24 protein-coding genes are annotated in these 25,627 nt (G+C 65.8%); 11 read left to right on the forward strand and 13 right to left on the reverse strand.

Annotated features, from left to right (window positions below):
• Positions 1–101: 101 nt before the first annotated feature.
• The 3 genes from AABA86_RS28890 to AABA86_RS28900 all read right to left on the reverse strand — a co-directional run bounded on the left by AABA86_RS28890 (position 102) and on the right by AABA86_RS28900 (position 3,281).
• Positions 102–1,574, reverse strand: coding sequence for a DASS family sodium-coupled anion symporter (locus tag AABA86_RS28890; RefSeq protein WP_338309229.1), 1,473 nt, complete (start codon positions 1,572–1,574; stop codon positions 102–104).
• Positions 1,575–1,685: 111 nt separating this feature from the next.
• The gene (locus AABA86_RS28895) at positions 1,686–2,492 is read right to left on the reverse strand and encodes an enoyl-CoA hydratase/isomerase family protein (protein ID WP_338309230.1); all 807 of its coding nucleotides are present in this window, start codon (positions 2,490–2,492) and stop codon (positions 1,686–1,688) included.
• Between the two features lie 30 nt (positions 2,493–2,522).
• Positions 2,523–3,281 carry a hypothetical protein gene (locus tag AABA86_RS28900; protein WP_338309231.1) on the reverse strand — a complete coding sequence of 253 codons (759 nt, stop codon included), beginning with the start codon at positions 3,279–3,281 and terminating at the stop codon, positions 2,523–2,525.
• Between the two features lie 62 nt (positions 3,282–3,343).
• On the opposite strand from AABA86_RS28900, the gene nthA reads away from it, so the two are divergent.
• Genes nthA through AABA86_RS28915 form a run of 3 tightly spaced genes read left to right on the forward strand, consistent with a single transcriptional unit; the run spans position 3,344 to position 5,003 of the window.
• A complete protein-coding gene (gene nthA / locus AABA86_RS28905; protein WP_338309232.1) occupies positions 3,344–3,970 on the forward strand; it encodes a nitrile hydratase subunit alpha in 627 nt (208 codons plus the stop codon).
• Positions 3,967–4,629: a nitrile hydratase subunit beta gene (nthB, locus tag AABA86_RS28910; protein ID WP_338309233.1), complete on the forward strand. Its 663-nt coding sequence runs from the start codon at positions 3,967–3,969 to the stop codon at positions 4,627–4,629. The genes nthA and nthB overlap by 4 nt, the downstream gene beginning before the upstream one ends.
• Positions 4,626–5,003 carry a nitrile hydratase accessory protein gene (locus AABA86_RS28915; RefSeq protein WP_338309234.1) on the forward strand — a complete coding sequence of 126 codons (378 nt, stop codon included), beginning with the start codon at positions 4,626–4,628 and terminating at the stop codon, positions 5,001–5,003. Before nthB ends, AABA86_RS28915 begins: the two co-directional genes overlap by 4 nt.
• A gap of 185 nt (positions 5,004–5,188) precedes the next feature.
• Here the strand turns inward: AABA86_RS28915 and queC are convergent, their stop codons facing one another.
• Positions 5,189–5,902, reverse strand: a complete 714-nt coding sequence (gene queC, locus AABA86_RS28920) for a 7-cyano-7-deazaguanine synthase QueC (RefSeq protein ID WP_338309235.1) — start codon at positions 5,900–5,902, stop codon at positions 5,189–5,191.
• 127 nt (positions 5,903–6,029) lie between these two features.
• On the opposite strand from queC, the gene mazG reads away from it, so the two are divergent.
• Both mazG and AABA86_RS28930 read left to right on the forward strand, forming a co-directional pair.
• The gene (gene mazG, locus AABA86_RS28925; RefSeq protein WP_338309236.1) at positions 6,030–6,848 is read left to right on the forward strand and encodes a nucleoside triphosphate pyrophosphohydrolase; all 819 of its coding nucleotides are present in this window, start codon (positions 6,030–6,032) and stop codon (positions 6,846–6,848) included.
• Positions 6,849–6,862: 14 nt separating this feature from the next.
• The gene (locus tag AABA86_RS28930; RefSeq protein WP_338309237.1) at positions 6,863–7,336 is read left to right on the forward strand and encodes a GNAT family N-acetyltransferase; all 474 of its coding nucleotides are present in this window, start codon (positions 6,863–6,865) and stop codon (positions 7,334–7,336) included.
• Here the strand turns inward: AABA86_RS28930 and hflX are convergent.
• From hflX to AABA86_RS28950, 4 genes are all read right to left on the reverse strand, one after another.
• Positions 7,333–8,715: a GTPase HflX gene (gene hflX, locus AABA86_RS28935; RefSeq protein ID WP_338309238.1), complete on the reverse strand. Its 1,383-nt coding sequence runs from the start codon at positions 8,713–8,715 to the stop codon at positions 7,333–7,335. The two genes, AABA86_RS28930 and hflX, sit on opposite strands and share 4 nt — an antisense overlap.
• Before the next feature lie 11 nt (positions 8,716–8,726).
• Positions 8,727–8,975 carry an RNA chaperone Hfq gene (hfq, locus tag AABA86_RS28940; RefSeq protein WP_007591126.1) on the reverse strand — a complete coding sequence of 83 codons (249 nt, stop codon included), beginning with the start codon at positions 8,973–8,975 and terminating at the stop codon, positions 8,727–8,729.
• Positions 8,976–9,268: 293 nt separating this feature from the next.
• Entirely contained in the window at positions 9,269–10,639 is a 1,371-nt protein-coding gene (gene ntrX, locus AABA86_RS28945) for a nitrogen assimilation response regulator NtrX (RefSeq protein ID WP_338309239.1), read from the reverse strand.
• 17 nt (positions 10,640–10,656) lie between these two features.
• Positions 10,657–13,074, reverse strand: coding sequence for a sensor histidine kinase (locus AABA86_RS28950; protein ID WP_338309240.1), 2,418 nt, complete (start codon positions 13,072–13,074; stop codon positions 10,657–10,659).
• Between the two features lie 196 nt (positions 13,075–13,270).
• Here AABA86_RS28950 and AABA86_RS28955 point away from each other — a divergent pair, with 196 nt between their 5' ends.
• Positions 13,271–13,417, forward strand: coding sequence for a hypothetical protein (locus tag AABA86_RS28955; protein ID WP_338309241.1), 147 nt, complete (start codon positions 13,271–13,273; stop codon positions 13,415–13,417).
• 190 nt (positions 13,418–13,607) lie between these two features.
• On the opposite strand, the gene ntrC is transcribed toward AABA86_RS28955, so the two are convergent.
• From ntrC to dusB, 3 genes are read right to left on the reverse strand one after another with little or no spacing between them, the layout of a single operon-like run.
• On the reverse strand, positions 13,608–15,050 hold the full coding sequence (gene ntrC, locus AABA86_RS28960; protein ID WP_212249383.1) for a nitrogen regulation protein NR(I): 1,443 nt from the start codon (positions 15,048–15,050) through the stop codon (positions 13,608–13,610).
• 9 nt (positions 15,051–15,059) lie between these two features.
• Entirely contained in the window at positions 15,060–16,229 is a 1,170-nt protein-coding gene (locus AABA86_RS28965) for a two-component system sensor histidine kinase NtrB (protein WP_212249382.1), read from the reverse strand.
• Entirely contained in the window at positions 16,226–17,227 is a 1,002-nt protein-coding gene (dusB, locus tag AABA86_RS28970; protein ID WP_338309344.1) for a tRNA dihydrouridine synthase DusB, read from the reverse strand. Before dusB ends, AABA86_RS28965 begins: the two co-directional genes overlap by 4 nt.
• On the opposite strand from dusB, the gene AABA86_RS28975 reads away from it, so the two are divergent.
• From AABA86_RS28975 to AABA86_RS28985, 3 genes are read left to right on the forward strand one after another with little or no spacing between them, the layout of a single operon-like run.
• Positions 17,199–17,447 carry a hypothetical protein gene (locus tag AABA86_RS28975; protein ID WP_338309349.1) on the forward strand — a complete coding sequence of 83 codons (249 nt, stop codon included), beginning with the start codon at positions 17,199–17,201 and terminating at the stop codon, positions 17,445–17,447. The genes dusB and AABA86_RS28975 overlap by 29 nt on opposite strands.
• Positions 17,448–17,507: 60 nt before the next feature.
• Entirely contained in the window at positions 17,508–18,689 is a 1,182-nt protein-coding gene (locus tag AABA86_RS28980; RefSeq protein ID WP_338309242.1) for a bifunctional 2-C-methyl-D-erythritol 4-phosphate cytidylyltransferase/2-C-methyl-D-erythritol 2,4-cyclodiphosphate synthase, read from the forward strand.
• Between the two features lie 4 nt (positions 18,690–18,693).
• Positions 18,694–19,305 (forward strand): CinA family protein, encoded by a 612-nt coding sequence (locus AABA86_RS28985; protein WP_212249380.1) that lies wholly within the window; start codon positions 18,694–18,696, stop codon positions 19,303–19,305.
• A gap of 8 nt (positions 19,306–19,313) precedes the next feature.
• Here the strand turns inward: AABA86_RS28985 and AABA86_RS28990 are convergent, their stop codons facing one another.
• Positions 19,314–20,132: a class I SAM-dependent methyltransferase gene (locus AABA86_RS28990; protein WP_338309243.1), complete on the reverse strand. Its 819-nt coding sequence runs from the start codon at positions 20,130–20,132 to the stop codon at positions 19,314–19,316.
• A gap of 18 nt (positions 20,133–20,150) precedes the next feature.
• A complete protein-coding gene (locus AABA86_RS28995) occupies positions 20,151–22,538 on the reverse strand; it encodes a TonB-dependent receptor family protein (protein WP_212249379.1) in 2,388 nt (795 codons plus the stop codon).
• 1,102 nt (positions 22,539–23,640) lie between these two features.
• Between AABA86_RS28995 and AABA86_RS29000 the strand changes: the two genes are divergently transcribed.
• Both AABA86_RS29000 and AABA86_RS29005 read left to right on the forward strand, forming a co-directional pair.
• On the forward strand, positions 23,641–24,363 hold the full coding sequence (locus tag AABA86_RS29000; protein WP_212253856.1) for a c-type cytochrome: 723 nt from the start codon (positions 23,641–23,643) through the stop codon (positions 24,361–24,363).
• A gap of 11 nt (positions 24,364–24,374) precedes the next feature.
• Positions 24,375–25,625 carry a cytochrome c gene (locus tag AABA86_RS29005; RefSeq protein ID WP_212253855.1) on the forward strand — a complete coding sequence of 417 codons (1,251 nt, stop codon included), beginning with the start codon at positions 24,375–24,377 and terminating at the stop codon, positions 25,623–25,625.
• Positions 25,626–25,627: the final 2 nt, after the last annotated feature.

The raw sequence follows: 25,627 nt of genomic DNA on the forward strand, positions 1-25,627 counted from the left end.
CTTGCAATTTCAGATATTTGCGAGGAGATGGACGAAGATTCCCCAATCCCTCGCCGGAGAAGAATATTCCTTCGCCGAGGGTATCAGCCTCCCGCCCGGGCTCATCCCATCTGCAACCAGGGCAGCACGATCAGCAGAAGACCTGCGAAATAGAGCAGCCCGAAGAGCAGGCCAAAACCCCAGAACTGGCCCTTCCCGATGTAGCCGCTGCCGAAATACATCGGCGCCGGTCCCGTCGCGTAAGGCGAGATCACGCCCATCAGGCCGAGCGAGTACATGCAGAGCATGGCGAGGGTCGTGACCGGCAGACCGGGAATGCCCGATCCGACCGCGAGCACGACGGGCAGCACGGCGGCGGCATGCGAGGTGATGCTCGAGAAGAAATAGTGGATCCAGAAGAACAGCGCGACCAGCAGCAGCATCGCGGTCGACGGCGATAGCCCGGCGAGCGGCTTTGCGTACTCGGTTGCGAACCATTTGATGAAGCCGATCTCGTTGAGGCCGGAGGCCAGCGTCAACAGCGAGGTGAAATAGAAGAACACCTCCCAGGCGCTCTTCTCGCTGACGATGTCGGCAAACTCGATCACACCGGTCACCAGCATCAGGGAGATCACGATGAACACGACCGTGGTGGCATTGACGAAGTTCGAGCCGAGCACGGGCACGTGGATGTCCGGGCTGGAGCCCGCGATCCACAGGAACATCGCGAGCACGATCAGGCCGAGCATGATCCACTCGTTGCGCGACATCGGGCCCATCTCGGCGAGTTCCTTCGCCGCCCATTCGGAGATTTCGGGGCTGCGTTTCACCTCGGGACGGCAGACCAAATAACTGAGCAGCGGCACCAGCACCATCAGCAGGATGCCGAGCGGCGCGAAGCCGAGAAACCACTGGCCCCAGCTGACCTCGACCCCGGCGGTCTTCTTGGCGATCGCCAGCGCCGCCGCGTTGGGCGCGAGCGCGGTGAAGAACAGCGAGCTTGTGACGGCGGTCGCGGCAAACGCCGTCCACATCACGTAAGTGCCGATCCTGCCGGCGGTCGGCCCCGGCTCGGAGCCATAGATGCGCGGGATGTTGCTGATGATGGGATAGACGATGCCGCCGCTGCGCGCGGTGTTCGACGGCGTCGCCGGCGCAAGCAGGAAGTCCGACATTGCGACCGCATAGCCAAGGCCGAGCGTGTTGCGGCCAAGCCGCTGCACCAGCACCAATGCAATGCGCCGGCCAAGCTGGCTCTTGCGGTAGCCGATCGAGAACACGAAAGCGCCGACGATCAACCAGACCGTGCTCTCGGCAAAGCCTGCCAGCATCCAGCGCAGCGACTTGGTCGGATCAGGGTCGATATAGCCACTGATGCCGGCGACCGTGAGTCCGATCAGGCCGACTGCGCCGACCGGCATCGATTCCAGGATGAGCCCGGTGATGACGGCCGCGAACACGGCGAAATAGTGCCACTGATTGACGTTGAGCCCTGCAGGCACCGGCCACAGATAGATCACCAGCCACACCACGAGCGGCGCGACCAGTTTCCAGCGAAACCCTTTCGCCTCTGGCGCCTGCGAGCTAGCAGTCATGGGCCCTCCCCCTCGATCGTCGTCGCCTGTGCGGCCCGTGGGCGAGCCTGCTCTTGTCCCTGCGCCGCGTATACGAACTGTCGGTTGTGCGATCAATGGCCTGGCATCAATCTATTGCCCCTTGAAGCGCGGCTTGCGGCGGCCCAGGAACGCGTCGACGCCCTCCTTGTGATCCTCGCTGAAGCTAGCGAGCGCGAACTGGTCGACGTCCATGTGGCTGGCGAGATCGTCAAGCGCATGCGCGAGCCGGTTGACGGTCAGCTTCGTCATCGCGACCGAGAGCGGCGGCTGCGCGGCGACCTTGCGGGCGAGATCCATCGCGGCCTCGAAGGCATGGCCGGGATCGACCACCTGCTCGACCAGGCGCCATTCATGGGCTTCATCGGCCGAGATGCGTTGATCGGCCAGGATCACCGCCTGCTTGGTGCGGGCGGGGCCCATCAGATGCAGCATGCGCGGGATGCTCTGCCAGCTCATGTTCATGCCGAGCCCGATTTCGGGCACGCGCAGATGCGCATCGCGGCCCATGATGCGGAAGTCGAGCGCGACGGCGAGGGCCACACCACCGCCGACGCAAAACCCCTCGATCGCCGCGATCGTGATCTGCTCCATCTCCTGCCAGGCGTGCGTCAGGCGCGGTCCCAGCTTGAGGTGCCGCCGCAGAGTGCCGAGATCCATCTCCTTGCGCGAGCGTCCCTCGGCATCCTTGAGGTCGAACCCGGCGCTGAACGCGCCCGAGCTGCCGGTCAACACGACGACCGACGTCGCGGAATCGTCCTCGAAGCTGCGGGCCGCCGCGGTCAGCTGCCGCAATGCCTCGGGCGACAGGGCGTTGATGCCGTCGCCCCGATCGAAACGCACCACCGCAATCCGTCCCTCGGGCCCGAGGCCCTTTTCGATCTTCACGTACTCTGCCAACGCAACCTCCCGGTTCTTGTTCTTGGTAGCTCACAAATGCCCGGTGCGATGGTGCTCGGGCTCGCTGCCCTTGACCGGAAACCGGATGGTGGTGCCGACGGTGATCCAGTTGGCGTTCTCGCCGGTGATGTTGCGGCCGTAGATCACGTCGACGGAGAAGATCTCGTTCGGGCGATAGCGCACGCCGGTCTGGAAGCGCGGCTGCACGACACTCGCGATCTCGGAGGCGCCGGCCTGCCCATAGGCCTCGATCGTCCACTGCAACGTGTCGGTGAACTTCCAGTCGAAGCCGATGCCGTAGGTCAGATAGTGGCGATCGACGGTGCGATCCCAGAGCCAGCCGCCATTGACATTGACGCGCATCGTCTCCGACAGGCGGAAGGTCGCGGGGATGACCGCAAAGGCGGACAGCGCCTCGCCGGTCGTCACTTCGAACGATCCGCCGCCATAGGCCGATAGCCCCCACCGTCCGATCCCGGTCGGGATGAAATTCGTCTTGGCTTTCGGAGCGACAGTGGTGCTCCAGTCGCCGTCGCTTCTGGCCCGGATGGTCTGCAGGCTCAGCTCGACCGGCCTGAAGGGATCGACTACGCAGGAGGGATTGGCGACGGCCGCGACATCGGTGTTGGACGCCATCGACAGCCAGCTTTCGACCTTGCAGGAGCCGACCTCCGAAATGTCGGCGGCATCCACCGCATAGGCGCCATTCGCGGCGCGCGCATCCTGCGCCGCAAGTGCGACAAGAGCCGCGATTGCGGCGGCTATTCCGGTTTGTTTGGCCCATCCCATGGCTGGATGTTAGCAGAGTCTTCGCCTCGACAAGGCCCGGATTCTGGGACTATCTTCGCGCCATGAGCGACCATCACCACGACCACGATCACGACCATTCCGAGCTGTCGGAGACCGAGCTGCGCGTGCGCGCGCTCGAGACGATCTTGACCGAGAAAGGCTATGTCGAGCCCGCCGCGCTCGATGCCATCATCCAGGCCTATGAGACCAAGATCGGCCCGCACAACGGCGCCCGCGTGGTCGCCAAGGCCTGGACCGATCCGGCGTTCAAGCGGGCGCTGCTGGAGGACGGCTCCAAAGCGATCGGCACGCTCGGCCATGTCAGCCGCGTCGGCGACCATCTCGTCGTGGTCGAGAACACGCCCGCGCGACACAACATGGTCGTGTGCACACTGTGCTCCTGCTACCCCTGGGAGATGCTGGGACTGCCGCCGGTCTGGTACAAGGCCGCGCCCTACCGCTCGCGCGCCGTGAAGGATCCGCGCGGCGTGCTCGCCGATTTCGACGTCACCCTGCCGAAGGACATGGAGATCCGGGTGTGGGATTCGACCGCCGAGACGCGCTTCCTGGTGCTGCCGATGCGCCCCGAAGGCACCGACGGCTGGAGCGAGGAGCAACTCGCCGAGCTCGTCACGCGCGATTCCATGATCGGGACCGGCTTTCCCAAGACGCCGGGAGCGCCGTCATGAACGGCGTGCACGACATGGGCGGCATGGACGGGTTCGGCAAGGTCGAGCCCGAGCCCAACGAGCCGGTGTTCCATGCGGAATGGGAATCCCGCGTGCTGGCGATGGTGCGCGCGATGGGCGCGGCCGGTGCCTTCAACATCGACACCTCGCGCTTCTATCGCGAGACGATTCCGCCGCACGTCTATCTGTCGAGCTCCTACTACAAGAAGTGGTTTCTCGGGCTCGAGGAGATGCTGATCGAGAAGGGCTACCTCACCCGCGAGGAAGTCGCCGCCGGTCACGCGATGCAGCCTGCCAAGGCGCTCAAGCACGGCAAGTTCGATCTCACTCAGGTCGAGCGCATCATGGTGCGCGGCAAGTTCGCCCGCCCTGCCCCTGCACCGGCGAAATTCAACATCGGCGATCGCGTGCGCGCCAAGAACATCCATCCGCCCACGCACACGCGGCTGCCGCGTTACGTGCGCGGCCATGTCGGGATCGTCGAGCTGAACCATGGCTGCCACGTGTTTCCGGATTCGGCGGCGATGGAGCACGGTGAACATCCGCAATGGCTTTATACGGTCGTGTTCGAAGGCCGCGATCTCTGGGGCGAGGATGGTGATCCCACCCTGAAGGTCTCGATCGACGCATTCGAGCCGTATCTGGACCCGGCGTCATGAGTGGTACCGCTGCTGCCGCAGCCACCGCGGCGATACCCAGCATTCCCCGCGATGACGACGGCCCGGTGTTCCGCGCGCCCTGGGAGGCGCATGCGTTCGCGATGGCGCTGAGCCTGCACGAGCGCGGCGTATTCACCTGGCCGGAATGGGCAGCAAGCCTCGCCTCCGAGATCAAGCGCGCGCAGGCTGCCGGCGATCCGGATACAGGCGAAACCTACTACCTGCACTGGCTCGCCACGCTGGAGGGTTTGGTTGCGCGCAAGGGTGTTGCGTCATTGGAGACGCTGCACCGCTACCGCGACGCCTGGGACCACGCCGCCGATCGCACGCCGCATGGCAAGCCGATCGAGCTGCGGCCGGAGGATTTCGGGTAGCTCTGGCAACGCCCGTTATTACGGAGCTCGTGTCCCGGACAAGCTGCGACGCGTAAGCGTCGCGGCGCAGAGCCGGGACCCAGAAAGCCACACAGCACCTTGCAGAGACTTGGGCCCCGGCTCTGCAGCGCACCGCTGAAGAGGCGCTGCGCTGCGTCCGGGGCACGAGAGCGGCGCAGTGAGCATCAGCGCCCCGCCACAAACTCCCGCCATCCCTTCGCCCGCAAGCTGCATGCCGGGCACTCGCCGCACCCAAAACCCCACTCATGCTGCGCGCCGCGTTCGCCGAGATAGCAGGTGTGGGAATGCTCGCGGATGAGATCGACCAGCCCCTCGCCGCCGAGATCCTGCGCCAGCTTCCACGTCGCGGCCTTGTCGATCCACATCAAGGGTGTGTGCAGCGCGAATTGTCTGGCCATGCCGAGCGAGAGCGCGGCCTGCATAGCGCGGATGGTGTCGTCGCGGCAATCGGGATAGCCGGAATAGTCGGTCTCGCACATGCCGCCGACGATGTGCGTGATGCCGCGCCGATAGGCCAGCGCCGCCGCAAAAGTCAGAAACACCAGGTTGCGGCCGGGCACGAACGTATTCGGAAGGCCGTCGGCGCCCATCGCGATCGCGACATCGCGCGTCAGCGCGGTCTCGGACACGTCGGCCAGCGTCGGGATCGACAGCGTATGGCTCTCGCCGAGTTTTGCAGCCCAATCGGCGCGCAAGCCCTTGATGCCGTCGAACAGCCGGTCGCGGCAGGCGAGCTCGATGGCATGGCGCTGGCCGTACTCGAAGCCCAGCGTCTCCACGCGTGCAAAGCGGCTGAGCGCCCAGGCGAGGCAGGTGGTGGAGTCCTGGCCACCGGAAAACAACACCAGCGCGGTGTCTGAGGAAAATGTGTCGCTCATGGCCCGCGCTTTAGCACCGCGGAACGCATCAGCCAATCGGTGGAAATCGGCCTGTTCCGCCTCCTTGCGCTGGGATCGTCCGACCGCTTTTGGCATAAGGTTCTGGACCCAGGAGACTGCCCCGCCAATGACCCCTTCCCGTGACATTTCCCGCCTGATCGAGATCATGGCGGCGCTGCGCACGCCGGTGACCGGCTGCCCCTGGGACCTCGAGCAGGATTTTGCGACGATCGCGCCCTACACGATCGAGGAGGCCTATGAGGTGGTCGAGGCCATCAGCCGCGGCGATCTCGACGATCTCAGAGAGGAGCTCGGCGACCTCCTGCTCCAGGTGGTCTTCCACGCCCAGATGGCCTCGGAGCAGAACGCCTTTGCTTTCGGAGATGTCGTCGAGGCGATCACGCGAAAAATGATCCGGCGCCATCCCCACGTCTTCGCCGACAAGGACGGCAATCTCGCCTCCTCCCACGTCAAGGAAGTCTGGGACCGCATCAAGGCCGAGGAGAAGGCCGAGCGCGCCGCGCGTCGGCCGCCGGAGGACGTGCCTACGCACAAATCGCTGCTGTCGGGGGTGAAGGCCGGTCAGCCCGCATTGACGCGCGCCATGGAGCTGCAGCGCAAGGCCTCCACCGTCGGCTTCGACTGGAACGACCCGCGCGCGGTGCTGCAAAAGATCCGCGAGGAAGCCGATGAGATCGAGGCCGCGCTCGACCGCAACGACAAGCAGGAGATTGCGGAAGAGACCGGCGATCTGATGTTCGCCCTCGTCAATCTCGCCCGCCACGTCGACGCCGATCCGGAAGCCGCGCTGCGTGCGACCAACGCGAAATTCGAGCGGCGCTTTGCCTATATCGAGCGGGCGCTGGAGGCGCAGGGGCGCACGCTGGAGCAGGCCTCGCTGGCGGAGATGGACGCGCTGTGGAATGCGGCCAAGACCGCCACCTGACACAAGGGGACGACGTGGATATCAGGCAGGACGATCCGACGGCGCCCTATGTCGCCGACTTGCTGGCGCATCATCTGGAAGAGCTCCGCAGCGTCATGGGCGAGCATGCGCAGGCGCTGGACGCGAGCAGTCTTTCGGCCTCATCCGTGACGTTCTGGACCGCCTGGCACAATGGTGCGTTGGCCGGGTTCGGCGCCCTCAAGCAACTCGATGACACCCATGGCGAAGTGAAGTCGATGCGGGCCGCGCCCACTGCGCGGCGAACCGGAGTCGGGCGAGCCATTCTGGACCACATCGTTGCTGAAGCCCGCAAGCGCGGTTATGCGCGTCTCAGCCTGGAGACCGGCACTGCGCCGCTGCACGCCCCCGCGATCTCGCTCTACCGCAGCGTCGGCTTGTGCGCCGTTCGCCGATTATCAGGCGAGCCCGCACAACCAGTTCATGAGCCTCGATCTGTCGAGGTGATCTTCTCAGGCAGCAGCGCCTAGGCCGAGAGGCGCGGCACGGCGTCGAACCTGTTCACCACGATATCCCGCTTGGTCTCGTCGACCCGTACGGTCATGTCGAAGCGGCCGTCGTGCAGCTCCTTGGCCAGCACCTCGGCATTGCGGTGCAGCCAGCTGATGCCGGCGCCGTCGGCGGCGTCGATGGAGAGGTCGAGCGTGGTGCGCTTGGCCGCCAACCGCTCCTCGATCGCGGCAAGCAGGGCGTCGACCCCCTCGCCTGACACCGCCGAGACCAGCATCGCGGGATGGTCCTCCGGCCTCCGCGCGGCGATGTTCAAAAGCTCTTCGCGCTGCTCGGAATCGTAGCGGTCGATCTTGTTCCAGACTTCGATGATGCGGCCGCTATCGTCGGGGTTGATGCCGAGCTGGCGCAGCACGGCGTCGACGTCACTCTGCTGCGCCTCGGCGTCCTCATGCGAGATGTCGCGGACGTGCAGGATGACGTCGGCTTCCAGCACCTCCTCGAGCGTGGCGCGGAAGGCCGCGACGAGCTGGGTCGGCAGATTGGAGATGAAGCCGACCGTGTCCGACAGCATCGCCTTGCCGCCATGCGGCAGGGTCAGCGCGCGCAGGGTCGGGTCAAGCGTCGCAAACAGCATATCCGCCGCCTGCACGTCGGCGCGGGTCAGGCGGTTGAACAGCGTCGACTTGCCGGCATTGGTGTAGCCGACCAGCGCGACGACGCGATACGGCACGCGCTGGCGGCCGGCACGATGCAGCCGCCGCGTCGCCTGCACCTTCTTCAGCTCGCCTTCGAGCTTGGAGATGCGCTCCTGGATCAGGCGTCGGTCCGCTTCGATCTGCGTCTCGCCGGGACCACCCATGAAGCCGAAGCCGCCGCGCTGGCGCTCCAGATGGGTCCATGAGCGCACCAGGCGCGAGCGCTGGTAGTTGAGATGCGCGAGCTCGACCTGGAGCGAGCCTTCCTTGGTCTTGGCGCGGCGGCCGAAGATTTCCAGGATCAGCCCGGTGCGGTCGAGCACCTTGGCGTGCAATTCCTTCTCGAGATTGCGCTGCTGGATCGGCGCCAGCGCGCAATCCATCACCACGAGCTCGACGTCGAGACTCTTGGCCAGTGCAGCGATCTCCTCGACCTTGCCCTTGCCAATGTAAGTGGCAGGCCTGATCTGGCTGATCGGCGCGATGATGGCGTCGGCTATGACGAGGTCGATCGCGCGCGCGAGGCCGGCGGCTTCATCGAGCCGGGCCTCGGCGTTGCGCTGGATATAAGTCTCCGATTGCGCGTCGGCACCGCCTGCGCGCACCCGCAAATAGGGGCCGATGACAAGCACCCGCCCCGTCTGCTTAGCCCCTGCCGACCGCGGACGGTCGGCATCCCCGTCGAAATTCCGGGGTTCCAATCAGATCACTCTCAAGCCGGCTGATCCTCGCCGCCTTCGAACAACTGGATCGGCGCACCCGGCATGATGGTCGAGATCGCATGCTTGTAGACGAGCTGCGAATGACCGTCGCGCCGAAGCAGCAAACAGAAATTGTCGAACCAGGTCACGATGCCCTGGAGCTTCACTCCGTTGACCAGAAAGATCGTCAGTGGCGTCTTGGTTTTGCGAACGTGATTAAGGAAGGTGTCCTGTAGGTTTTGTGCGCGGTCTGCCGCCATTGTTTTTTTCTCGCTTTGAGTTTCTTTTTATTGCGCCGGTTGCGGCCCTCTTTGTGGAGTTCGGGGCCTCTCCCGGTTGCCGTTCCTCATGAGATCCCCCTCGGAAGGAACAGCTGTGCGATTAGAGGACAGGTGGACCTATTAGGCAAGCCGCTTCACACGGCAGCGGGCGCCGTATTGCCCCGAAAAACTACGGAAATCGATGAAATTCCTCGCTTTGTTCATAAGAGGTCGCCGCAACGTCGCGGCGTTAGAATCTTGTTTCGACGGCGTTTTCCTTGCACAAAAACGCGCTAGCCGACACCGAGCGCCTTCAACTTTCGATGCAGCGCCGACCGTTCCATGCCAACGAACTCGGCTGTACGAGAAATATTTCCTGAAAAACGGCTGATCTGTGCAATCAAATAGTCGCGTTCGAACACTTCGCGCGCCTCGCGCAGCGGCAGGCCCATGATGTGCTCGCCGTTGTTGCTGGTCGGCATCGCCGGCACCATGGAGCCGACGTCCTGCGGCAACATGTCGGCCGTGATGATGACCTCTGGCCCACCGGCGGCGAGAATCATGACTCTTTCAACGTTGTTGCGGAGCTGGCGCACATTGCCCGGCCAGACATGCGATTGCAGCACCGCCATCGCGTCTTGCCCGATCTGCCGCTTGGGCAGGCCGCTGCCGGCCGAGATCTGCTCCATGAAATAGTCGATCAATTCCGGGATGTCCTCGCGCCGCTCCGACAGCGCAGGCACGCGGATCGGCACCACCGAGAGCCGATGATAGAGGTCCTCGCGGAAGTGGCCGGCCGCGATCTCCTCTTCGAGATTGCGCGCGGTCGACGAGATGATGCGGACGTCGACCTGCACCTTGGCGGTGCCGCCGACGCGCTGGAACGACTGCTCGACCAGCACGCGCAGGATCTTGTTCTGGGTCTCGCGCGGCATGTCCGCGATCTCGTCGATGAACAGCGTGCCGCCATGGGCTTCCTCGAGCGCGCCGGGCTTGCGCGCCTGCTCGCCGTTGGACTGCTCGACGCCGAACAGCTCGTGCTCCATGCGGTCGGGCGTGATCGCGGCTGCGTTGATGACGACGAAGGGACCGTCGGCGCGGCCCGAGGCCGTGTGCAGCGTGCGCGCCGCCAGTTCCTTGCCGGCGCCGGCGGGGCCGACGATCAGGATGCGGCTGTTGGCCTTGGCCGCGCGCTCGATGGTCTGGCGCAGCTGGTTCATGCTCGGCGAGCGGCCGACGAGCTGGCTGGCGCTCGGCGCGAGCTGCTTCAGCTCCTTGACCTCGCGCTTGAGCCGCGAGTTCTCCAGCGCTCTCGTCGCGACCAGGATCAGCCGGTCGGCCTTGAACGGCTTTTCGATGAAGTCGTAGGCGCCGCGCTTGATCGCGGCGACCGCGGTCTCGATGTTGCCGTGACCGGAGATCATCACGACCGGCAGGTCGGCATTGTCCTTCTTGACCTGCTCCAGCAGCTGCAAGCCATCGAGCTTGGAGCCCTGCAGCCAGATGTCGAGGAACACCAGATGCGGCCGCCGGTTGGCGATCTCAGCCAGTGCGGAGTCGCTGTCGCGCGCGGTGCGCGTGACAAAACCCTCGTCCTCGAGAATGCCTGCGACGAGATCTCGAATATCGGCCTCATCATCGACAATCAGAATTTCACTTGCCATGGGTCGCGCCTGTCTTGTCAGATGCCTGTCGAGGCTTCGATTTTCGTTGAATCATTAGTCATTTCAGCCGGCTCTTTGGTTTCGGCCGCCGGCTCTTTTGTTTCGGCCGCCGGCTCTTTTGTTTCCTGCGCCAGGTCCTTGACAGCAGCGCCGGCCTGCTCGCCGGTCGCTTCCTTGATCGCGGCCGCCGGGACCTGCTCGGCTCCCTCGGCCTTCGCAGGTTGCCCGGAGATCGCAAAGCGCATCCGCATCCAGGCGCCGCGCTGGCCCTCGCGGAAGTCGGAAGCATCCTTCAGCTCGATGCGCCCGCCATGGTCTTCCAGCACGCGGCCGACGATCGCAAGGCCAAGGCCGGTGCCCTTGGCGCGCGTCGTCACATAGGGCTCGAGTAGCCGCGAGCGCGCGACCTTGGGCAGGCCGATACCGTTGTCGATGACGTCGATCAGCACGTCCTCGCCCTGGCGCGACACGACGACGTCGATATGACCTTTGCCGAGCTCCTCCGGCGGGACCTGCTCGATCGCCTCGGTGGCGTTCTTGACGATATTGGTGACCGCCTGCGAGATCAGCCGCCGGTCGAACTGGGCGCGGAGCGGATCATCCTTGAATTCGGCTTCGATGTCGATCTCGGGATGGGCGACCTTCATCAGGAACACGGCCTGCCGCACGGTGTCGGCGACGTCCTCGCCCTCCATCACCGGCTTCGGCATCCGTGCAAAACGCGAGAACTCGTCGACCATGCGCCTGATGTCGTCGACCTGGCGCACGATGGTATCGGTGCACTGCTCGAAGATCTGCTTGTCCTTGCCCTCGGTGATGTCCCTGCCGAACTTGCGGCGAATGCGCTCGGCCGAAAGCTGGATCGGCGTCAGCGGGTTCTTGATCTCGTGCGCGATGCGGCGCGCCACGTCGCCCCAGGCCGAGGTGCGCTGCGCCGAGACCAGCTCGGTGATGTCGTCGAGCGTGATGATGTAGCTGTCATGCGGCTGGTTCTTCTCGGCGCTGACGCGGACCGAGAGATTGCGCTCGGTGCCGTCGCGGGTGATCGTGATCTGGCCCTGCACCAGGCGCTGGCTCCCTTCCCGCGCCGCCGTCATCATCTCGTCGAGCTCGGGCAGCACCTCGGAGAGCGGATGACCGAGCGTTTCGGCCTCGGAGTGCCCGATCAGCTTCTCGGCCGAGCGGTTCAAAATGCCGACGCTGCCGGAGGTATCGACGCCGATGATGCCGGCGCTCGCGGAGGACAGCACCGCTTCGATGAAGCGGCGGCGGCTGTCGATCAGGTCGCTGGCGTTGACGAGCTCGTCGCGCTGGCTGCGCAATTCCTGCGTCATCTTGTTGAAGGTCTCGCCCAGCTGGGCGAGATCGCCTTCCGACTGGTGCACCGGCACCTGGACATGGAGGTCGCCGGTCGAGACCGTGTGGGCCGCGTTCATCAGCCGCCGGATCGGCGAGACCAGTGAATTGGCGAAGTTGAGGCCGATCAGCACCGAGGCCATCAGGATGGTCAGCGCGATCACGGCGAACATCAGCGCGAAGGCAACCTGGATGCCGAGCCGGCGCGACTCGATCTGGGCGTATTCGGCGACGCTGACCTCGGTCTGCTTGAGCTGATTGACGACATTCGGATCAAGGGGACGGGCGACATAGAGGAAGGTGTCGCTGAAGGCGCGCAGCCGGATCACCGCGGCCACGAAGCTCGCATCGGGAAGGACCGCGATCTCGGGCTCGGACTCGTTGACGTTGCTGAGGAAGTCGGACGCCGGCGGCGAATAAGCGAGCCGCATGCCGGTGTCGGCGGATTCCAGGATGTTGGTGTTCTTGTCGATGATCATCGCGCCCGGCAGGTTGCGGGACGCGGCGCTGGCGCTCAGCATCTCCCGGAACGAGCGGCGATCCTGGTCGTAGAGCGGCCGGGCATGCGCGATGTCGTTGGCCATGCCGAGAATGTCGCCGCGGATCAGCTGTGCATGGTCCTGCATATAGGCGCGCGCGATCGTCAGCGAATTCTGGATCACCTCCTTGGTCGGGCCGGAGAACAACCGGTCGAGGCCGCGTTCGATGGTGACATTGGCAACGACGGCGACCAGCACCGCCGGCAGCACCGCCACGATCGAGAACAGGCTGACGATCTGGACATGGAGCCGTGCCGCCGCCCTGCCCCGCCGCCGCGCCAGGATCAGCTGCCAGAGCTCGCGGACGATGATTCCTACCAGCAGCAGGATCGTGGCCGCGTTGATCAGGTAGATCGAGCGGACCACCGCCGGCGTCGGCTCGATCGTGGTCAGGCCGGTCAAGACCAGGAAGGTCAGGAAGGCCGAGAGCAGCGCCAGCGCCACGGCAAAGGGCGCCAGCCAGCGCCGCGCCGACCAACGCCGGGGCTCTTCCGCTGGGGCCGTGTCAAAGTGTGCGGCCGAGGTGTCTGCGCTGGTCATTCCGGCAATGGTGGTGCTGAAAACGGGTCCGCGATGGGCGGATACTGATGTATTCGTACCACATTGTTGCCGAATTGCGACAATTCCGCGGCGCCCTCGCCGCGACGGACCGGCGCATCCACAGGCTGATCATGGCCGATGTCTTGGGCAGACCTCGCCTGCGGGAACGGTTGTCTGCCGTTGCGGCTTGACCAGCATGGACAGATTCTTCCTCGCGATGATGGTTTCTGCCGTTCTGCTGCTGATCGTGGCCTCCGATCTGCTGGTCAATGGTCCTGTCCTGCAGGAGCCGACCACAAACGTCGCGCGCCTGGTGCCGTCAACCGAGCGACTGATCAGGTGATGGATCGCGGTCGCGGGCGGCCGAATGCCTCACCCCCCAGTGTGACTGGGGAACATTTCGGCCCCACTCCGACTTCTGATCACCGCGTCAGCCAAAACGGCCAGCGCGATCCGGACAGGCTCAGCTCCGCTTTGGTAGGGGGAGCTGAGCCACCGCCGCGCAAACGCGCTCAGCGTTTGTCGCGAGAGAACTAGCCGCCGCTGCGATAGACCTGGATGTCGAGATCCCGGATCTTCTTGCGCAGCGTGTTGCGGTTGAGGCCGAGCAGGTCAGCGGCGCGGATCTGGTTGCCGCGGGTGGCGGCGAGCGCGGCCGTCAGCAGCGGCACCTCGATCTCCTTGAGGATGCGGTGATAGAGGCCCGGCGGCGGCACGCCGTTGGGAAAGCCTTGGAAGTGCGAGGACAGATACGCCTCCACGGCACCGCCGAGATTGTCGACGCCCTGCTGGACCGCGGCACCCGGGCTGACCGAGGGCGGCGCCAGCTCGCCATCGATGACGGAGGCCGTGATCACGTCCTGCGGATAGAGCGCGGCGAGGCGCCGGGCGAGGTTTTCGAGCTCGCGGACGTTGCCGGGCCAGCGGTGCTGCTTCATCCGTTCCAGCGCCAGCGCGTCGAGCTTCTTCGGCGGCAGCCCGTCCTTCTCGGCCAGCGTGAAGAAGTGCCGGATGAGATCGGGCAGATCCTCGATGCGCTCGCGCAAGGGAGGCAGCCGCAGCGGCACGACATTGAGGCGGAAGAACAGGTCTTCGCGGAACAGACCCTGCTGGATCAGCACGCGCAGATCCTTGTTGGAGGCCGCGACGATGCGCACGTCGGTCTTGATCGGGGTGCGGCCGCCGACGGTGGTGTATTCGCCCTGCTGCAGCACGCGCAGCAGGCGGGTCTGCGCCTCCATCGGCATGTCGCCGATCTCATCCAAAAACAGCGTGCCGCCCTCGGCCTGCTCGAACCGGCCGGAGGCGCGGGTGTTGGCGCCGGTGAAGGCGCCGCGCTCATGGCCGAACAGCTCGGATTCGATGAGGTCGCGCGGGATCGCCGCCATGTTGACCGCGACGAACGGGCCGTTGCGGCGCTTGCCGTAATCGTGCAGCGCGCGCGCCACCAGCTCCTTGCCGGTGCCGGACTCGCCCGTGATCATCACGGTGAGGTCGGTCTGCATCAAACGCGCGAGCACGCGGTAGATTTCCTGCATCGCCGGCGAGCGGCCGACCAGCGGGATCGCCTCCATCTCGGCGTCCTCGTCCGGCGTCGAGACCCGTTCCTTCGGCTCGGCCAGCGCGCGGCCGACGATGGCGATCAGCTCCTTGAGGTCGAAGGGCTTTGGCAGATATTCGTAAGCCCCGCGCTCGGAGGCGCGGATCGCCGTCATGAAGGTGTTTTGCGCGCTCATGACGATGACCGGCAGATTCGGCCGCATCTTCTTGATCCGTGGCAACAGGTCGAAGGCGTTTTCGTCCGGCATCACCACGTCGGTGATGACGAGATCGCCCTCGCCCTGGCTGACCCAGCGCCACAGCGTTGCGGCATTGCCGGTCAGCCGCACTTCATAGCCGGCGCGGGACAGTGCCTGATTGAGAACGGTGCGGATGGCGGTATCGTCATCGGCTACGAGAATGCTACCTGCGGGCATCGTTAATCCTCATTTCGCCCCCTGTGACGCAGGCGACGGCTTCCCGGCAGAGTCGGCGCGACTGCTTTGATCGGCATGTTTCACCGATGTGGAATACATCGGCATCAGCACGCGGAAGGTGGTCTTGCGCGGCTGAGATTCGCATTCGATGATGCCCCCGTGATCGCCGATGATCTTGGCGACCAGCGCCAGGCCGAGACCCGAGCCGGTCTGCTTGGTGGTCACGAAGGGATCGAACAGATTGGGCAGAAGATCGTCGGGCACGCCTGGTCCGTTGTCCTTCACGCAGAATTCGAGCGGCAAGGATACCCGGGATTTTTGACCGGGGACTGACAGGCGCACGCCGGGGCGAAACGCGGTGGTGAGCTGGATCTCGGCGTCGGGGACGTCGATCAGGGCTTCTGCGGCGTTCTTCACGAGATTGAGGAACACCTGGATCAACTGGTCCTGGTTCGCCAGCACCGGCGGCAGCGAGGGATCGTAGTCCTCGATGAAGCGGATGTTGCGGGCAAAGCCGGACTGCGCCAGCCGCTTGACGTGGTCGAGCACCGAATGGATGTTGACGGGACCGCGCAACACGGGGCGCTCGTCGCCGAACACCTCCATGCGGTCGACCAGCGTCACGATGCGGTCGGCCTCGTCGCAGATCAGACGCGTCAGCATGCGGTCCTCGGACGAGGCCTGCTGCTCGAGAAGCTGCGCCGCGCCGCGGATGCCGGAGAGCGGATTCTTGATCTCGTGCGCCAGCATCGCGGCCAGTGCGATCACCGAACGCGCCGCGCTGCGATGGGTGAGCTGGCGGTCCATCTTGTCGGCGATGGAGCGCTCCTGCAGCATCACCACGATATGGCCGGGCCGCTCCGTGAGCGGCGCGACATGCAGATCGACCTGGCGGTCGCCGCCCATGCGCGGCGTGCCCAGATCGACCTTGTATTCGTTGACCGGCGAATTCGACGAACGCACCTGGTCGATCAACGCCAGCAATGGGCTGCCGAACGGCACCAGCTCTTTCAGCGACTGCCGCTTCAGGAACTGCGTCGAGATGTCGAAGAAGGCCTCGGTGGCGATGTTGGCGGCGACGATCTTGCCATCCGGCCCGATCATCAGCACGGGATTGGGCAAGGCATCCAGGATCGCGTCACTGTCGGCGGGCCGGCGATGTTCAGCGGCGGAGCTCATGCAGCAGCGCTCCATGCGAAGTCGTCGAAGGCATCCTGCAGCGACTGGTGGACGAGGCGCGGATCCTCCGAGGTGAGGATCGTCTGGCGCCACCCTTTCAGCTTCTCGACGGAAGCGCCGCTCGCCTCTGCGGCGACGTCGAGCGCCCAGCCCAGATGCTTGCGGGCATGCCTGAGGCCGATGCGCAGACCATAGAGCGCGCAGACGCCCTCATAGAGCGTGCGGACATAATGCAGCTGCGCTTCCAGCGAGGGCACAGCCTCCTCAGCCCCGCCCTGCAGGCGACGGCCGATCTGACCGGGCAGCCAGGGTTGGCCCTGCGCGCCGCGCCCGATCATCACGGCGTCGGCGCCGGAGGCCTCGAGCGCCGTGAGTGCCTTCTCGTAAGTCGTGATGTCGCCGTTGACGACGAGCGGGATCGAGATCGCATCGCGCACGGCGCGGATGGCATCCCAATCGGCCTCGCCCTTGTAGAACTGGCTGCGGGTGCGGCCATGCACCGTAACGAGCTTGACGCCGGCGGCTTCCGCGCGCCGCGCCAGTTCCGGCGCGTTGCGGCTGCGGTCGTCCCAGCCGAGCCGCATCTTCAGCGTCACCGGCACCTTCACCGCCGCGATGGTCGCATCGATCAGGCTGACGGCATGGTCGAGGTCGCGCATCAGGGCCGAGCCGGACTGGCCTCCGGTGACGTGGCGAGCCGGACAGCCCATGTTGATGTCGATGATATCCGCGCCTTCAGCTTCGGCGATCCGGGCGCCTTCCGCCATCCAGTGCGTCTCGCAGCCGGCGAGCTGAACCACGTGGGGGCCGATCCCAGTGGCTTCGCAACGCAACCGGGACATCCGGTGGCCGCTCGCGAGCTCATCGCTGGCCGTCATTTCGGACACGACGAGGCCGGCTCCAAGCTCGGCGGCCAACCGGCGGACGGGCGAGTCCGTCACCCCCGACATCGGTGCCAGGAAGACCGGGGTGGCGACATCAATCTCGCCTATTTTCAACGGCTTAGAGCCGGATACTGCCGAACCGGTCACAGGGGTCTCGTTGACTGGGCAGGGCCTCATCGCGCCTGCCATGAGCTATCTTGCGCACAATTCTTGTGCAGTCAAGCGCCATGCCTACAGTTTAGACAATTCTGCAAATCTTTCAAGTGCAGTGCAGCAAAATGCTGTTTCCAACAATCCGGGGAAACCCCCTTTTTTTGCGGGCCTGCCGTGCTAGAGGCATGCGGCAATCACCCCACTCCCCGACTCTTCATCACCAACTGAGTATTCGAGTCCTATGGCGAAATCACAGCGCACCGCAGTCGTCCTCGTCGCAGCCGGGCGTGGACTGCGTGCAGGCGCCGGCGGGCCGAAGCAATATCGCGAGATCGGCGGCGTGCCCGTGATCTATCGCGCCATGGAAGCCTTCAGCCGCCACGCCGACGTGTTTGCGGTGCAGCCGGTGGTCAACCCCGACGACAGCGCCATGTTCACGGCCGCGGTCGCCGGGCTCAGGCATGAGCCGCCGACCAATGGCGGTGCGACCCGGCAGGCCTCGGTGCTTGCCGGCCTCGAAGCTCTGGTCAGGCACGAGCCCGATATCGTGCTGATCCACGACGCCGCGCGCCCCTTCGTCTCGGAGGGATTGATCTCGCGCGCCATCGAGGCGGCGAGCCGCACCGGTGCCGCGATCCCTGCCGTTCCCGTCACCGACACCATCAAGCTCACCGGCGATGGCGGCAACGTCGAGGGCACGCCGGACCGGGCGCGCTTGCGAATCGCGCAGACGCCGCAATCCTTTCGTTTCGACGTCATCCTCGAAGCGCATCGTCGCGCCGCGAAGGACGGCCGCAGCGATTTCACCGACGATGCCGCGATTGCCGAATGGGCGGGATTGACCGTTGCAACCTTTGAAGGCGATGTTGCCAACATGAAGCTCACCACTCCCGAGGATTTCGTGCGCGAGGAAGCGCGCCTGGCTGCCCAGCTCGGCGATATCAGGACCGGCACCGGCTACGACGTGCACGCCTTCGGCAAAGGCGACCACGTCATGCTCTGCGGCGTGCGCGTGCCGCACACCAAGGGTTTTCTCGCCCATTCCGACGGCGATGTCGGCCTGCATGCGTTGGTCGATGCCATCCTCGGCGCGCTCGCCGACGGCGACATCGGCTCGCACTTTCCGCCGAGCGATGCGAAATGGAAGGGCGCCTCCTCCGACCAGTTCCTGAAATATGCCATCGAGCGCGTCACGGCGCGCGGCGGCCGCGTCGCCAATCTCGAGGTGACCATGATCTGCGAGCGGCCGAAGATCGGCCCGTTGCGCGACACCATGCGCGCGAGCATCGCGGAGATCTCCGGCGTCGACATCTCGCGCGTCGCGGTGAAGGCGACCACGAGCGAGCGGCTCGGCTTCACCGGCCGCGAGGAAGGCATCGCGGCCACCGCGAGCGCCACCATCCGCCTGCCCTGGAGCCTGTAGGGTCATGGGCGGCAGCGACGCACGCGCCCTCTCCCGCTCGCTGCTCGATTTGTGCCGGATGCGCAAGCTGACGATCGCAACCGCTGAATCCTGCACCGGCGGCCTCGTCGCCGGCGCACTGACCGACATCCCCGGCTCGTCTGACGTCATCGATCGCGGCTTCGTCACCTATTCCAACGACGCCAAGCGCGCCATGCTCGGCGTCGAAGCCGGCACGCTTGCCAATTTCGGCGCCGTCAGCAAGGAAACCGCAACCGCCATGGCGGTCGGCGCGCTGGAGCGCGCCGGCGTCGATCTCGCCGTCGCCATTACCGGCATTGCCGGTCCCGGCGGCGCGACGCCCGGCAAGCCGGTCGGTCTCGTGCATTTCGCCGTCGCCGCGCGCGACGGCCGCATCATCCACCGCGAGCACCGCTTCGGCGCGATCGGCCGCAGCGCGGTGCGGCAGCGCTCCGTCGTCGAAGCGCTGCGGATGTTGATGGATCTGGCCCGCGGCCCGCAAGCCCAGACCAAGCCGCGCCGTCCCGCCGCCGCAACCCGCTTGCGCCCGCGCGTCACCCGCTCGCCGCGCCGACATGTGGCCAAACGCCGGACGCCACGGTCGCCGCGGGGCTGAGCACCCGCTTACACCTTGCGGGCGATCACACGGATCGCAGCCAGATTGGCGCGATGCTGCTCGAACACCCGCCGCATTGCCAGCACCCGGCGCCGCGCCGCCCGATCCAGCAACAAATTCCTGGCGAGCCGCAACGCGCCGACGAGGCCCTCGTCCTGCACGAGGCGGCGCGGCCGGAGCAGATGCATCGGCGCGAATTCAACCGCCTCGATCTGAAAGCCGACGCTCTCCAGCAGCCCTCTCCATCCTTCGCCGGACAACGGACGTGCCCCGACATGGATGGCGCCGGAGAGCGCGCGATCGATCGCCTGCCTTTGGCCGAACGGCATGTCGTCCGGCGTCACGGCGAGCTCGTGGATGCCGTAACGCCCGCCGGGGCGAAGCAGCCGGAACGCCTCCGCCGCGATGCGGCGCTTCTGCTCCTGGGTCTGCATGCTCAGCATCGCCTCGCCGATCACGACCGATGCAAAGCCCGCCGGCAGGGTCGTCTGATCGGCGGTCCCGACGACGACCGAGACGTTTCCCTTGGCCGGAAGCTGCCGGCTCGTCCACGCCGCCGCCTGCGCATCACGCTCGACGCCGACATAGCGCCGCGGCCCTCGCTCCAGGATCAGGCGCGCGGTGACGCCGAGCCCCGGCGCAAACTCGACGACATCATCTTCGGCGCCGATCACCAGCCCGTGCAGCAGCGCGCGCGTCAGGCCAAGCCCGCCGGGACGCAGCACGCGCTTGCCGAGCCGGGCCAGCAGCCAATGGCCCGGCATCTTCGCCACGTCGAGATCGCCTCCGGGCAGTTCGACCGATGGCATCGTGTGGTCTGCAATCATTGGTGTCTCCTTTGCAAGTTAGAACCGCGCCCGGATGCCGCCGTAATAGCCGCGTCCGTCGCCGGGGATGAACGCGGCCTGGTCCGGCCGCGCCTGATCGACGATCAGGGTCGACGCGGCATAGGTCGCGTTGAACAGATTGGTGATCTCGCCGAACACCGAGAAGCGCTCGCTGATCTGGTATTCGGTGCGCAGATCGGCGACCACGAACGGATCGGCAAACAGCGTGTTCATGTTGTCGACCGGCATGTGGCCCGGGCTCCAGCGCACCACGCCTTCCAACTTCCAGGCGTCGGTCGCCTGATATTGCAGGACCGCGTTGACCAGATGCGGCGGCGCGCCGGCGAGGCGGTTGTTGCCGCGCAGCGGATCGTTGTCGAAGCGGAAGTCCTGGTAGGTGTACGCGATGCGGCCGGTCAGCCGCTGCGTGATCCTGACGCCGAGGCCGAGCTCGACGCCGAGATGCGTGGTGCGGTCGGCATTGAAGGCCGCCATCAGCGCGCCGGTGGAGTCGCGCAGGCTCAAGAGTTCGTTGTCGACCCAGGAATAGTAGCTGACAGCGTCCCACGACAGGATGCCCGCGCGGCCGCGCCAGCCGCCTTCGACGGTGGTCGCGGTCTGGGCCTTCAGATCGGGCGTCGCGAACGCCGCTGCGACGAGGCCCGGATTGCCCGGCGTCGGCCGTCCGGCACTGCTGTTCGGCGTCCCGTTGATCGTCGCGAGCAGATCGTCATGCGAGGGCGGCTCGAAGCTGCGGCTGACCGCGGCAAAGATGGTTTGGCCGGGCACGGGGCGGAAGGTCACGCCGAGGCTGGGGCTCCACGCCGCATAGCTGCGCGCATAGCTCGAGCTCTGCGTCGGCACCGCGCCGTTGGGCAGCAGCATGGTCGGATTTGCCGGATTGTAGGCAATCGTCGGCCGCGTCGCGCTCCGATAGATGTCGTCATTGTCGCGCGTGGCGTAGCCATAGGCGATCGCCGGCGACACGGTGATCCCGTCCCAGACCGGCAGATTGAGGCCGGTATGCAGCGCGAGCGTGGTGGCATCGAGCCGGCTCTCGCCGAACTTGGCGCCGGTCTGCCCGGCCTGATTGATGAAATTCTCCCGATCCGCCGATCCCACGGAGTATTGCGCGGTCGTTTCCAGCAGCGGCAACGCCGCCGCGCTGTCGGGCTTGTAGGCGTAGCGGAAGACGCCGGTCGCATCGTCGCCGCGCGTGGCGCGTACGCCTGAGGAGATCGGAAAGCGGAACATGTCGTCGGTGTGGGTATAGCCGAGCGCGACGTCGAACAGATGCGCGTCGAACGTCGCGGTGGTCCGCGAGCCCGCCACGAACTGCTCGGCCTCGCGGCGCGGCCGGTCGCGCACGACGTTGGGGCCCGGATTGATCGAGGTCGACGGCGGGATGAAGGTCGGACCGGCAAAGACCTGCCGCGGATTGGCCTGCATCGCGCTCTTGGTCAACGGTCCCGCCACGTCGAAGCCGAGATCGGTGTAGCCGATGAAGAAGCGCGTGCTGACATTCTCGGACAGCACGGCGCCGACATTGGCATTGAAACTGCTGCGCTCGGAGCTGTTGTAGTCGCGAAAGCCGTCGCGGCGGCTGAAATCGGCCTGCACCAGCGCATCGACGTTGTCTTTCCTGCCGCCGGTCTGCGCGCTGGCATTGATCTGGCCGAAGCTGCCGCCGCTGACAGCGACTTGCGTGCCCGGCGAGGACGATCCCGTCGGTGACACGAAATTCAGCGCACCGCCGAGCACGGTGGCGCCGAGGCGGTTGGCCATGTAGCCGCGATAGACCTCGATGGCCTCCGCCTGTTGCGGGTTGGCAAAGCCGACGATGTGGGAGCCGTCGGCGCGGTTGATGGGCAGGCCGTTCTGGAGCACCAGCAGCCCGCGCTCGACCGGATTCTGCTGCAGGCCGGAGCCGCGGATCTGAATGCGCGGCTGGTCGTTGCCGCCGAAGAAGTTCTGCACCACGACACCGGGAACGCCGCTGAGGGCACGTGACACGGTCGGATTGCCGGTGGGCGCCAGATCCTCGCGCCTGACCAGCGCGACGCCGCCCGCGAGCGCCTCGAAGCGCTCCTGCACCGATGCGGCCGGGGCAGCAGGCCCCGCCGCCTCCTCGCCGAGGCTGGCACCGCCGCGCGGTTGCGGCTCGGCGGCCCGACGCCGCGCCGCGATCCGCTCGCGCGATATCGCCGCGGGCTTCGCCGCGCTCTTCGGCGCCTCCACCACGACAGGATCGAGCTGGACCGCCGCGCCCGGCGCCGCCGATTGCGCCAGGCAAGCCTCTCCGGCGAGCGCCGGCAGCAGCAAGGCAGACGCTGTCCAAGATAGCAGCACCGTGCCTTGCGTTCTGCCTGCGCGCCGCGAACGCCCTCGCTCCAACGACGGACTCATGATCCTACTTCCCACTCCAGCCCCCACTTTTTCCCGCGGGCGACGCTGAACGCCGTCGCGATCTCGCGCGAAGCTCGCCGCGCGCACCGGGAATCTGGTTGCGCTGGGACAAACAGCGCGCTGCTTGGAATTAGTTTCGTTCCAGCTTCGGCCCGAACAGCACGTTGAACTCGCGATGGCGCGACATGATCGCGGTGCGGATCGAAGGGGAACTCGGCACGAAACACGTCGTAGGGGGATTAGCGAAGCGTCATCCACCTCTTCTCATGCCTGCTCGGCAGACATGGTGGATTACGCCTTCTCCCAACCCACCTTGCGCACCTACAAGCGGTTGCGCTGCCCGACGGGCAAAACATGCTAGCCGTAGGGCAAGGCGCGCAGGCGAAAATATTCGCCTTTACAGAATTTCGGCTTTGTCGCATTGTCCCGCCACCTCACCCCGGTCAGAGGGGCGTATCGCGATCGTCACGAAACGTGGGGTGAGCTGCGGTGGACGCTAGTCACATCGGCGCGAGAGGCATCGCAGGGCGGGCAACCGTGAGCGACGGCCTATCGCGCACACGACCGGTGTGATCTGCGTACGGCAAAACCGTGTCGTCCTGACGCCCGGGGTCTGTGCGTCAAGTCTTGCGGTGATGTTTGCGGTCCGACCGGATCGCGCGCATCAGTCATCCGCAAGGCGACGGGGGCAATAGTGCATCGCTCCCCGGGGAGAGCTCGGCATAAGCCGTCAAACCACTGCGCAGGGAAGGCCGGGTTGTCCTGGCTACACCTGTATGCCGCTGTGCAGCTTCTTGTCACGCAGGTTTCGCACAGTGGACCGCGGGTGCCAGCCGGCACCCGGTCTTCCCTGCGCCCTCTGACAAAGAGGGCGACATGACCGCGCAAGACTCGGGCAGGAACTGTCGCGAGACCACGGCGTTATGTCCAGTTTCCCAAAAGCGCGCAAATTTGTCGAATCCGATCGGAATCGCAGATGCGAACGGCGCGGCTAAACGTCATTACTCGTGTCCGATCTTGCGCGAGAAAATATTGGCGCAATAATGCCGCTCTACGTTGTGATCCGGAATCAACCGGACCAGCATTTTGGAGGGCGACGAAATTGTTCGCTCGCGCCGCGGCTTCAGTCGCCGTGATTGTCACCTCGGCCGCCATTACCTTGGCCACCATTGATGGTGCGGCCGCGCAAACGGCTAACCAGCCGCCGGATACGATGGCGGCGCGGGTCGAGGCCTGCACGCCCTGTCACGGCAACAAGGGCGAAGGCACCAGCGACGTCTATTTCCCGCGGCTTGCCGGCAAGCCCGCCGGCTATCTCTACAATCAGCTGCTCGCCTTCCGCAGCGGCCGCCGCAAATATCCGCCCATGAACTATCTGCTGGAGTTTCTGCCTGATCCCTATCTGGAGGCGATGGCAGAGTATTTTGCCGGCGAGCATCCGCCGCTGCCGCAGCCCGCGCCGAGCGAGGTCAGCAAGGACGTGCTGGCGCAGGGCGAGTTGCTTGCCACCAGCGGCGATGCCAGCCGCAATATTCCGGCGTGCGTCAGCTGCCACGGCCCGGCGCTGGCAGGCATGCAGCCCGGCATCCCCGGCCTGTTGGGCTTACGTGCCAACTATATCAGCGCCCAGCTCGGCGCCTGGCGCTACGGCACCCGCACGGCAAAATCGCCAGACTGCATGCAGCAAGTCGCAGGCCATCTGACCGAGGCCGACGTCACCGCGGTCGCCGCCTGGCTCGCGACGCGGCCCGCGCCAACGAACCCGGCCCCCGTACCGAAGGGCACCTACGCCCTGCCCTTCGGCTGCGGCAGCCAGCCCAACTGACGAGGCGGATGATGGGCTCGAAACTGTCGATCGGACTCCTGGTTCTCGCCGCGTTCACGACGGCCGCGCAAGCGCAGGACAAGGCTCAAGACAAGAGCAGCGACATCATCGCGCGCGGCGAATACCTCGCCCGTGCCGGCGACTGCACGGCGTGCCACACCGCGCCGGAAGGACGCCTGTTCGCCGGCGGCCGCGCCATGCCGACGCCGTTCGGCACGCTCTACACCTCCAACATCACGCCTGATCCCGACACTGGCATCGGCAAATGGAGCGCGGACGATTTCTACAAGACCATGCACAGCGGACGCTTCCCGGACGGCGGGTTGATCTATCCGGCGATGCCGTTCGCATCCTACACCAAGGTGACGCGCGCCGACAGCGACGCGATCTTCGCGTATTTGCGCTCGATTCCCCCGGTGAGCCAGAAGAACAAGCCGCATGAGCTGCGCTTCCCCTACGACAACCGTCAGCTCATCCTGGGATGGCGCACGCTGTTCTTCAGCGAGGGCGAGTTCAAGCCCGATCCGAAGAAATCGGCGGAATGGAATCGCGGCGCCTATCTGGTCGAGGGCCTCGGCCATTGCGGCATGTGCCATTCGCCGATCAACGCGCTCGGCGGCACCTCGCAATCGGACGCCTTCAAGGGCGGCCTGATCCCGATGCAGAACTGGTACGCGCCCTCGCTGACGTCCAATCGCGAGGCCGGCCTCGGCGACTGGAGCATCAAGGACATCACCGACCTGCTCCAGACCGGCGTCTCCATGCGCGGCGTGGTCTACGGCCCGATGGCCGAGGTCGTGCACAACAGCCTGCAATATCTCAACGACGAGGACACCAAGGCGATGGCGGTGTACCTCAAGAGCATCGCGGAGCCCTCGCCTCCGCCGCCGGCAAGCTCGACGCTGTCGACCACCGAGAGCAGCCTGCTGATCAGCCTCGGCAAGACCGTTTACGACAAGCAGTGCGCGAGCTGTCATGGCACGCAGGGCGAAGGCAAGCCGCCGCACTGGCCCCCGCTCGCCAACAACCAGTCGATCGAGATGCAGTCGGCGGTCAACCCGATCCGCATGGTCCTCAATGGCGGCTATCCGCCGGGCACCAAGGGCAATCCGATGCCCTACGGCATGCCACCCTTCGCCGGTCTGTTGTCCGACAACGAGATCGCCGCCGTCGTCTCCTACATCCGCACCGCCTGGGGCAATCGCGGCACGCCGGTCTCGGCGCGCGAGGCCAACGAGCTGCGCTCCGCACCGCTGAACTGAGA

The sequence above is a fragment of the Bradyrhizobium sp. TM233 genome (assembly GCF_036247965.1).
Classification (GTDB): Bacteria; Pseudomonadota; Alphaproteobacteria; order Rhizobiales; family Xanthobacteraceae; genus Bradyrhizobium; species Bradyrhizobium ottawaense.

What these genes read in the sequence shown, in the direction of transcription:
- AABA86_RS28965 (WP_212249382.1), bottom strand. Translation starts at nt 16,229, where the DNA reads ATGAGCTCCGCCGCTGAACATCGCCGGCCCGCCGACAGTGACGCGATC.
- AABA86_RS28890 (WP_338309229.1), bottom strand. Translation starts at nt 1,574, where the DNA reads ATGACTGCTAGCTCGCAGGCGCCAGAGGCGAAAGGGTTTCGCTGGAAA.
- ntrC (WP_212249383.1), bottom strand. Translation starts at nt 15,050, where the DNA reads ATGCCCGCAGGTAGCATTCTCGTAGCCGATGACGATACCGCCATCCGC.
- AABA86_RS28955 (WP_338309241.1), top strand. Translation starts at nt 13,271, where the DNA reads ATGGACAGATTCTTCCTCGCGATGATGGTTTCTGCCGTTCTGCTGCTG.
- AABA86_RS28985 (WP_212249380.1), top strand. Translation starts at nt 18,694, where the DNA reads ATGGGCGGCAGCGACGCACGCGCCCTCTCCCGCTCGCTGCTCGATTTG.
- AABA86_RS28900 (WP_338309231.1), bottom strand. Translation starts at nt 3,281, where the DNA reads ATGGGATGGGCCAAACAAACCGGAATAGCCGCCGCAATCGCGGCTCTT.
- AABA86_RS28990 (WP_338309243.1), bottom strand. Translation starts at nt 20,132, where the DNA reads ATGATTGCAGACCACACGATGCCATCGGTCGAACTGCCCGGAGGCGAT.
- AABA86_RS28950 (WP_338309240.1), bottom strand. Translation starts at nt 13,074, where the DNA reads ATGACCAGCGCAGACACCTCGGCCGCACACTTTGACACGGCCCCAGCG.
- AABA86_RS28980 (WP_338309242.1), top strand. Translation starts at nt 17,508, where the DNA reads ATGGCGAAATCACAGCGCACCGCAGTCGTCCTCGTCGCAGCCGGGCGT.
- AABA86_RS28995 (WP_212249379.1), bottom strand. Translation starts at nt 22,538, where the DNA reads ATGAGTCCGTCGTTGGAGCGAGGGCGTTCGCGGCGCGCAGGCAGAACG.
- ntrX (WP_338309239.1), bottom strand. Translation starts at nt 10,639, where the DNA reads ATGGCAAGTGAAATTCTGATTGTCGATGATGAGGCCGATATTCGAGAT.
- nthA (WP_338309232.1), top strand. Translation starts at nt 3,344, where the DNA reads ATGAGCGACCATCACCACGACCACGATCACGACCATTCCGAGCTGTCG.
- queC (WP_338309235.1), bottom strand. Translation starts at nt 5,902, where the DNA reads ATGAGCGACACATTTTCCTCAGACACCGCGCTGGTGTTGTTTTCCGGT.
- AABA86_RS29005 (WP_212253855.1), top strand. Translation starts at nt 24,375, where the DNA reads ATGGGCTCGAAACTGTCGATCGGACTCCTGGTTCTCGCCGCGTTCACG.
- hfq (WP_007591126.1), bottom strand. Translation starts at nt 8,975, where the DNA reads ATGGCGGCAGACCGCGCACAAAACCTACAGGACACCTTCCTTAATCAC.
- mazG (WP_338309236.1), top strand. Translation starts at nt 6,030, where the DNA reads ATGACCCCTTCCCGTGACATTTCCCGCCTGATCGAGATCATGGCGGCG.
- AABA86_RS28915 (WP_338309234.1), top strand. Translation starts at nt 4,626, where the DNA reads ATGAGTGGTACCGCTGCTGCCGCAGCCACCGCGGCGATACCCAGCATT.
- nthB (WP_338309233.1), top strand. Translation starts at nt 3,967, where the DNA reads ATGAACGGCGTGCACGACATGGGCGGCATGGACGGGTTCGGCAAGGTC.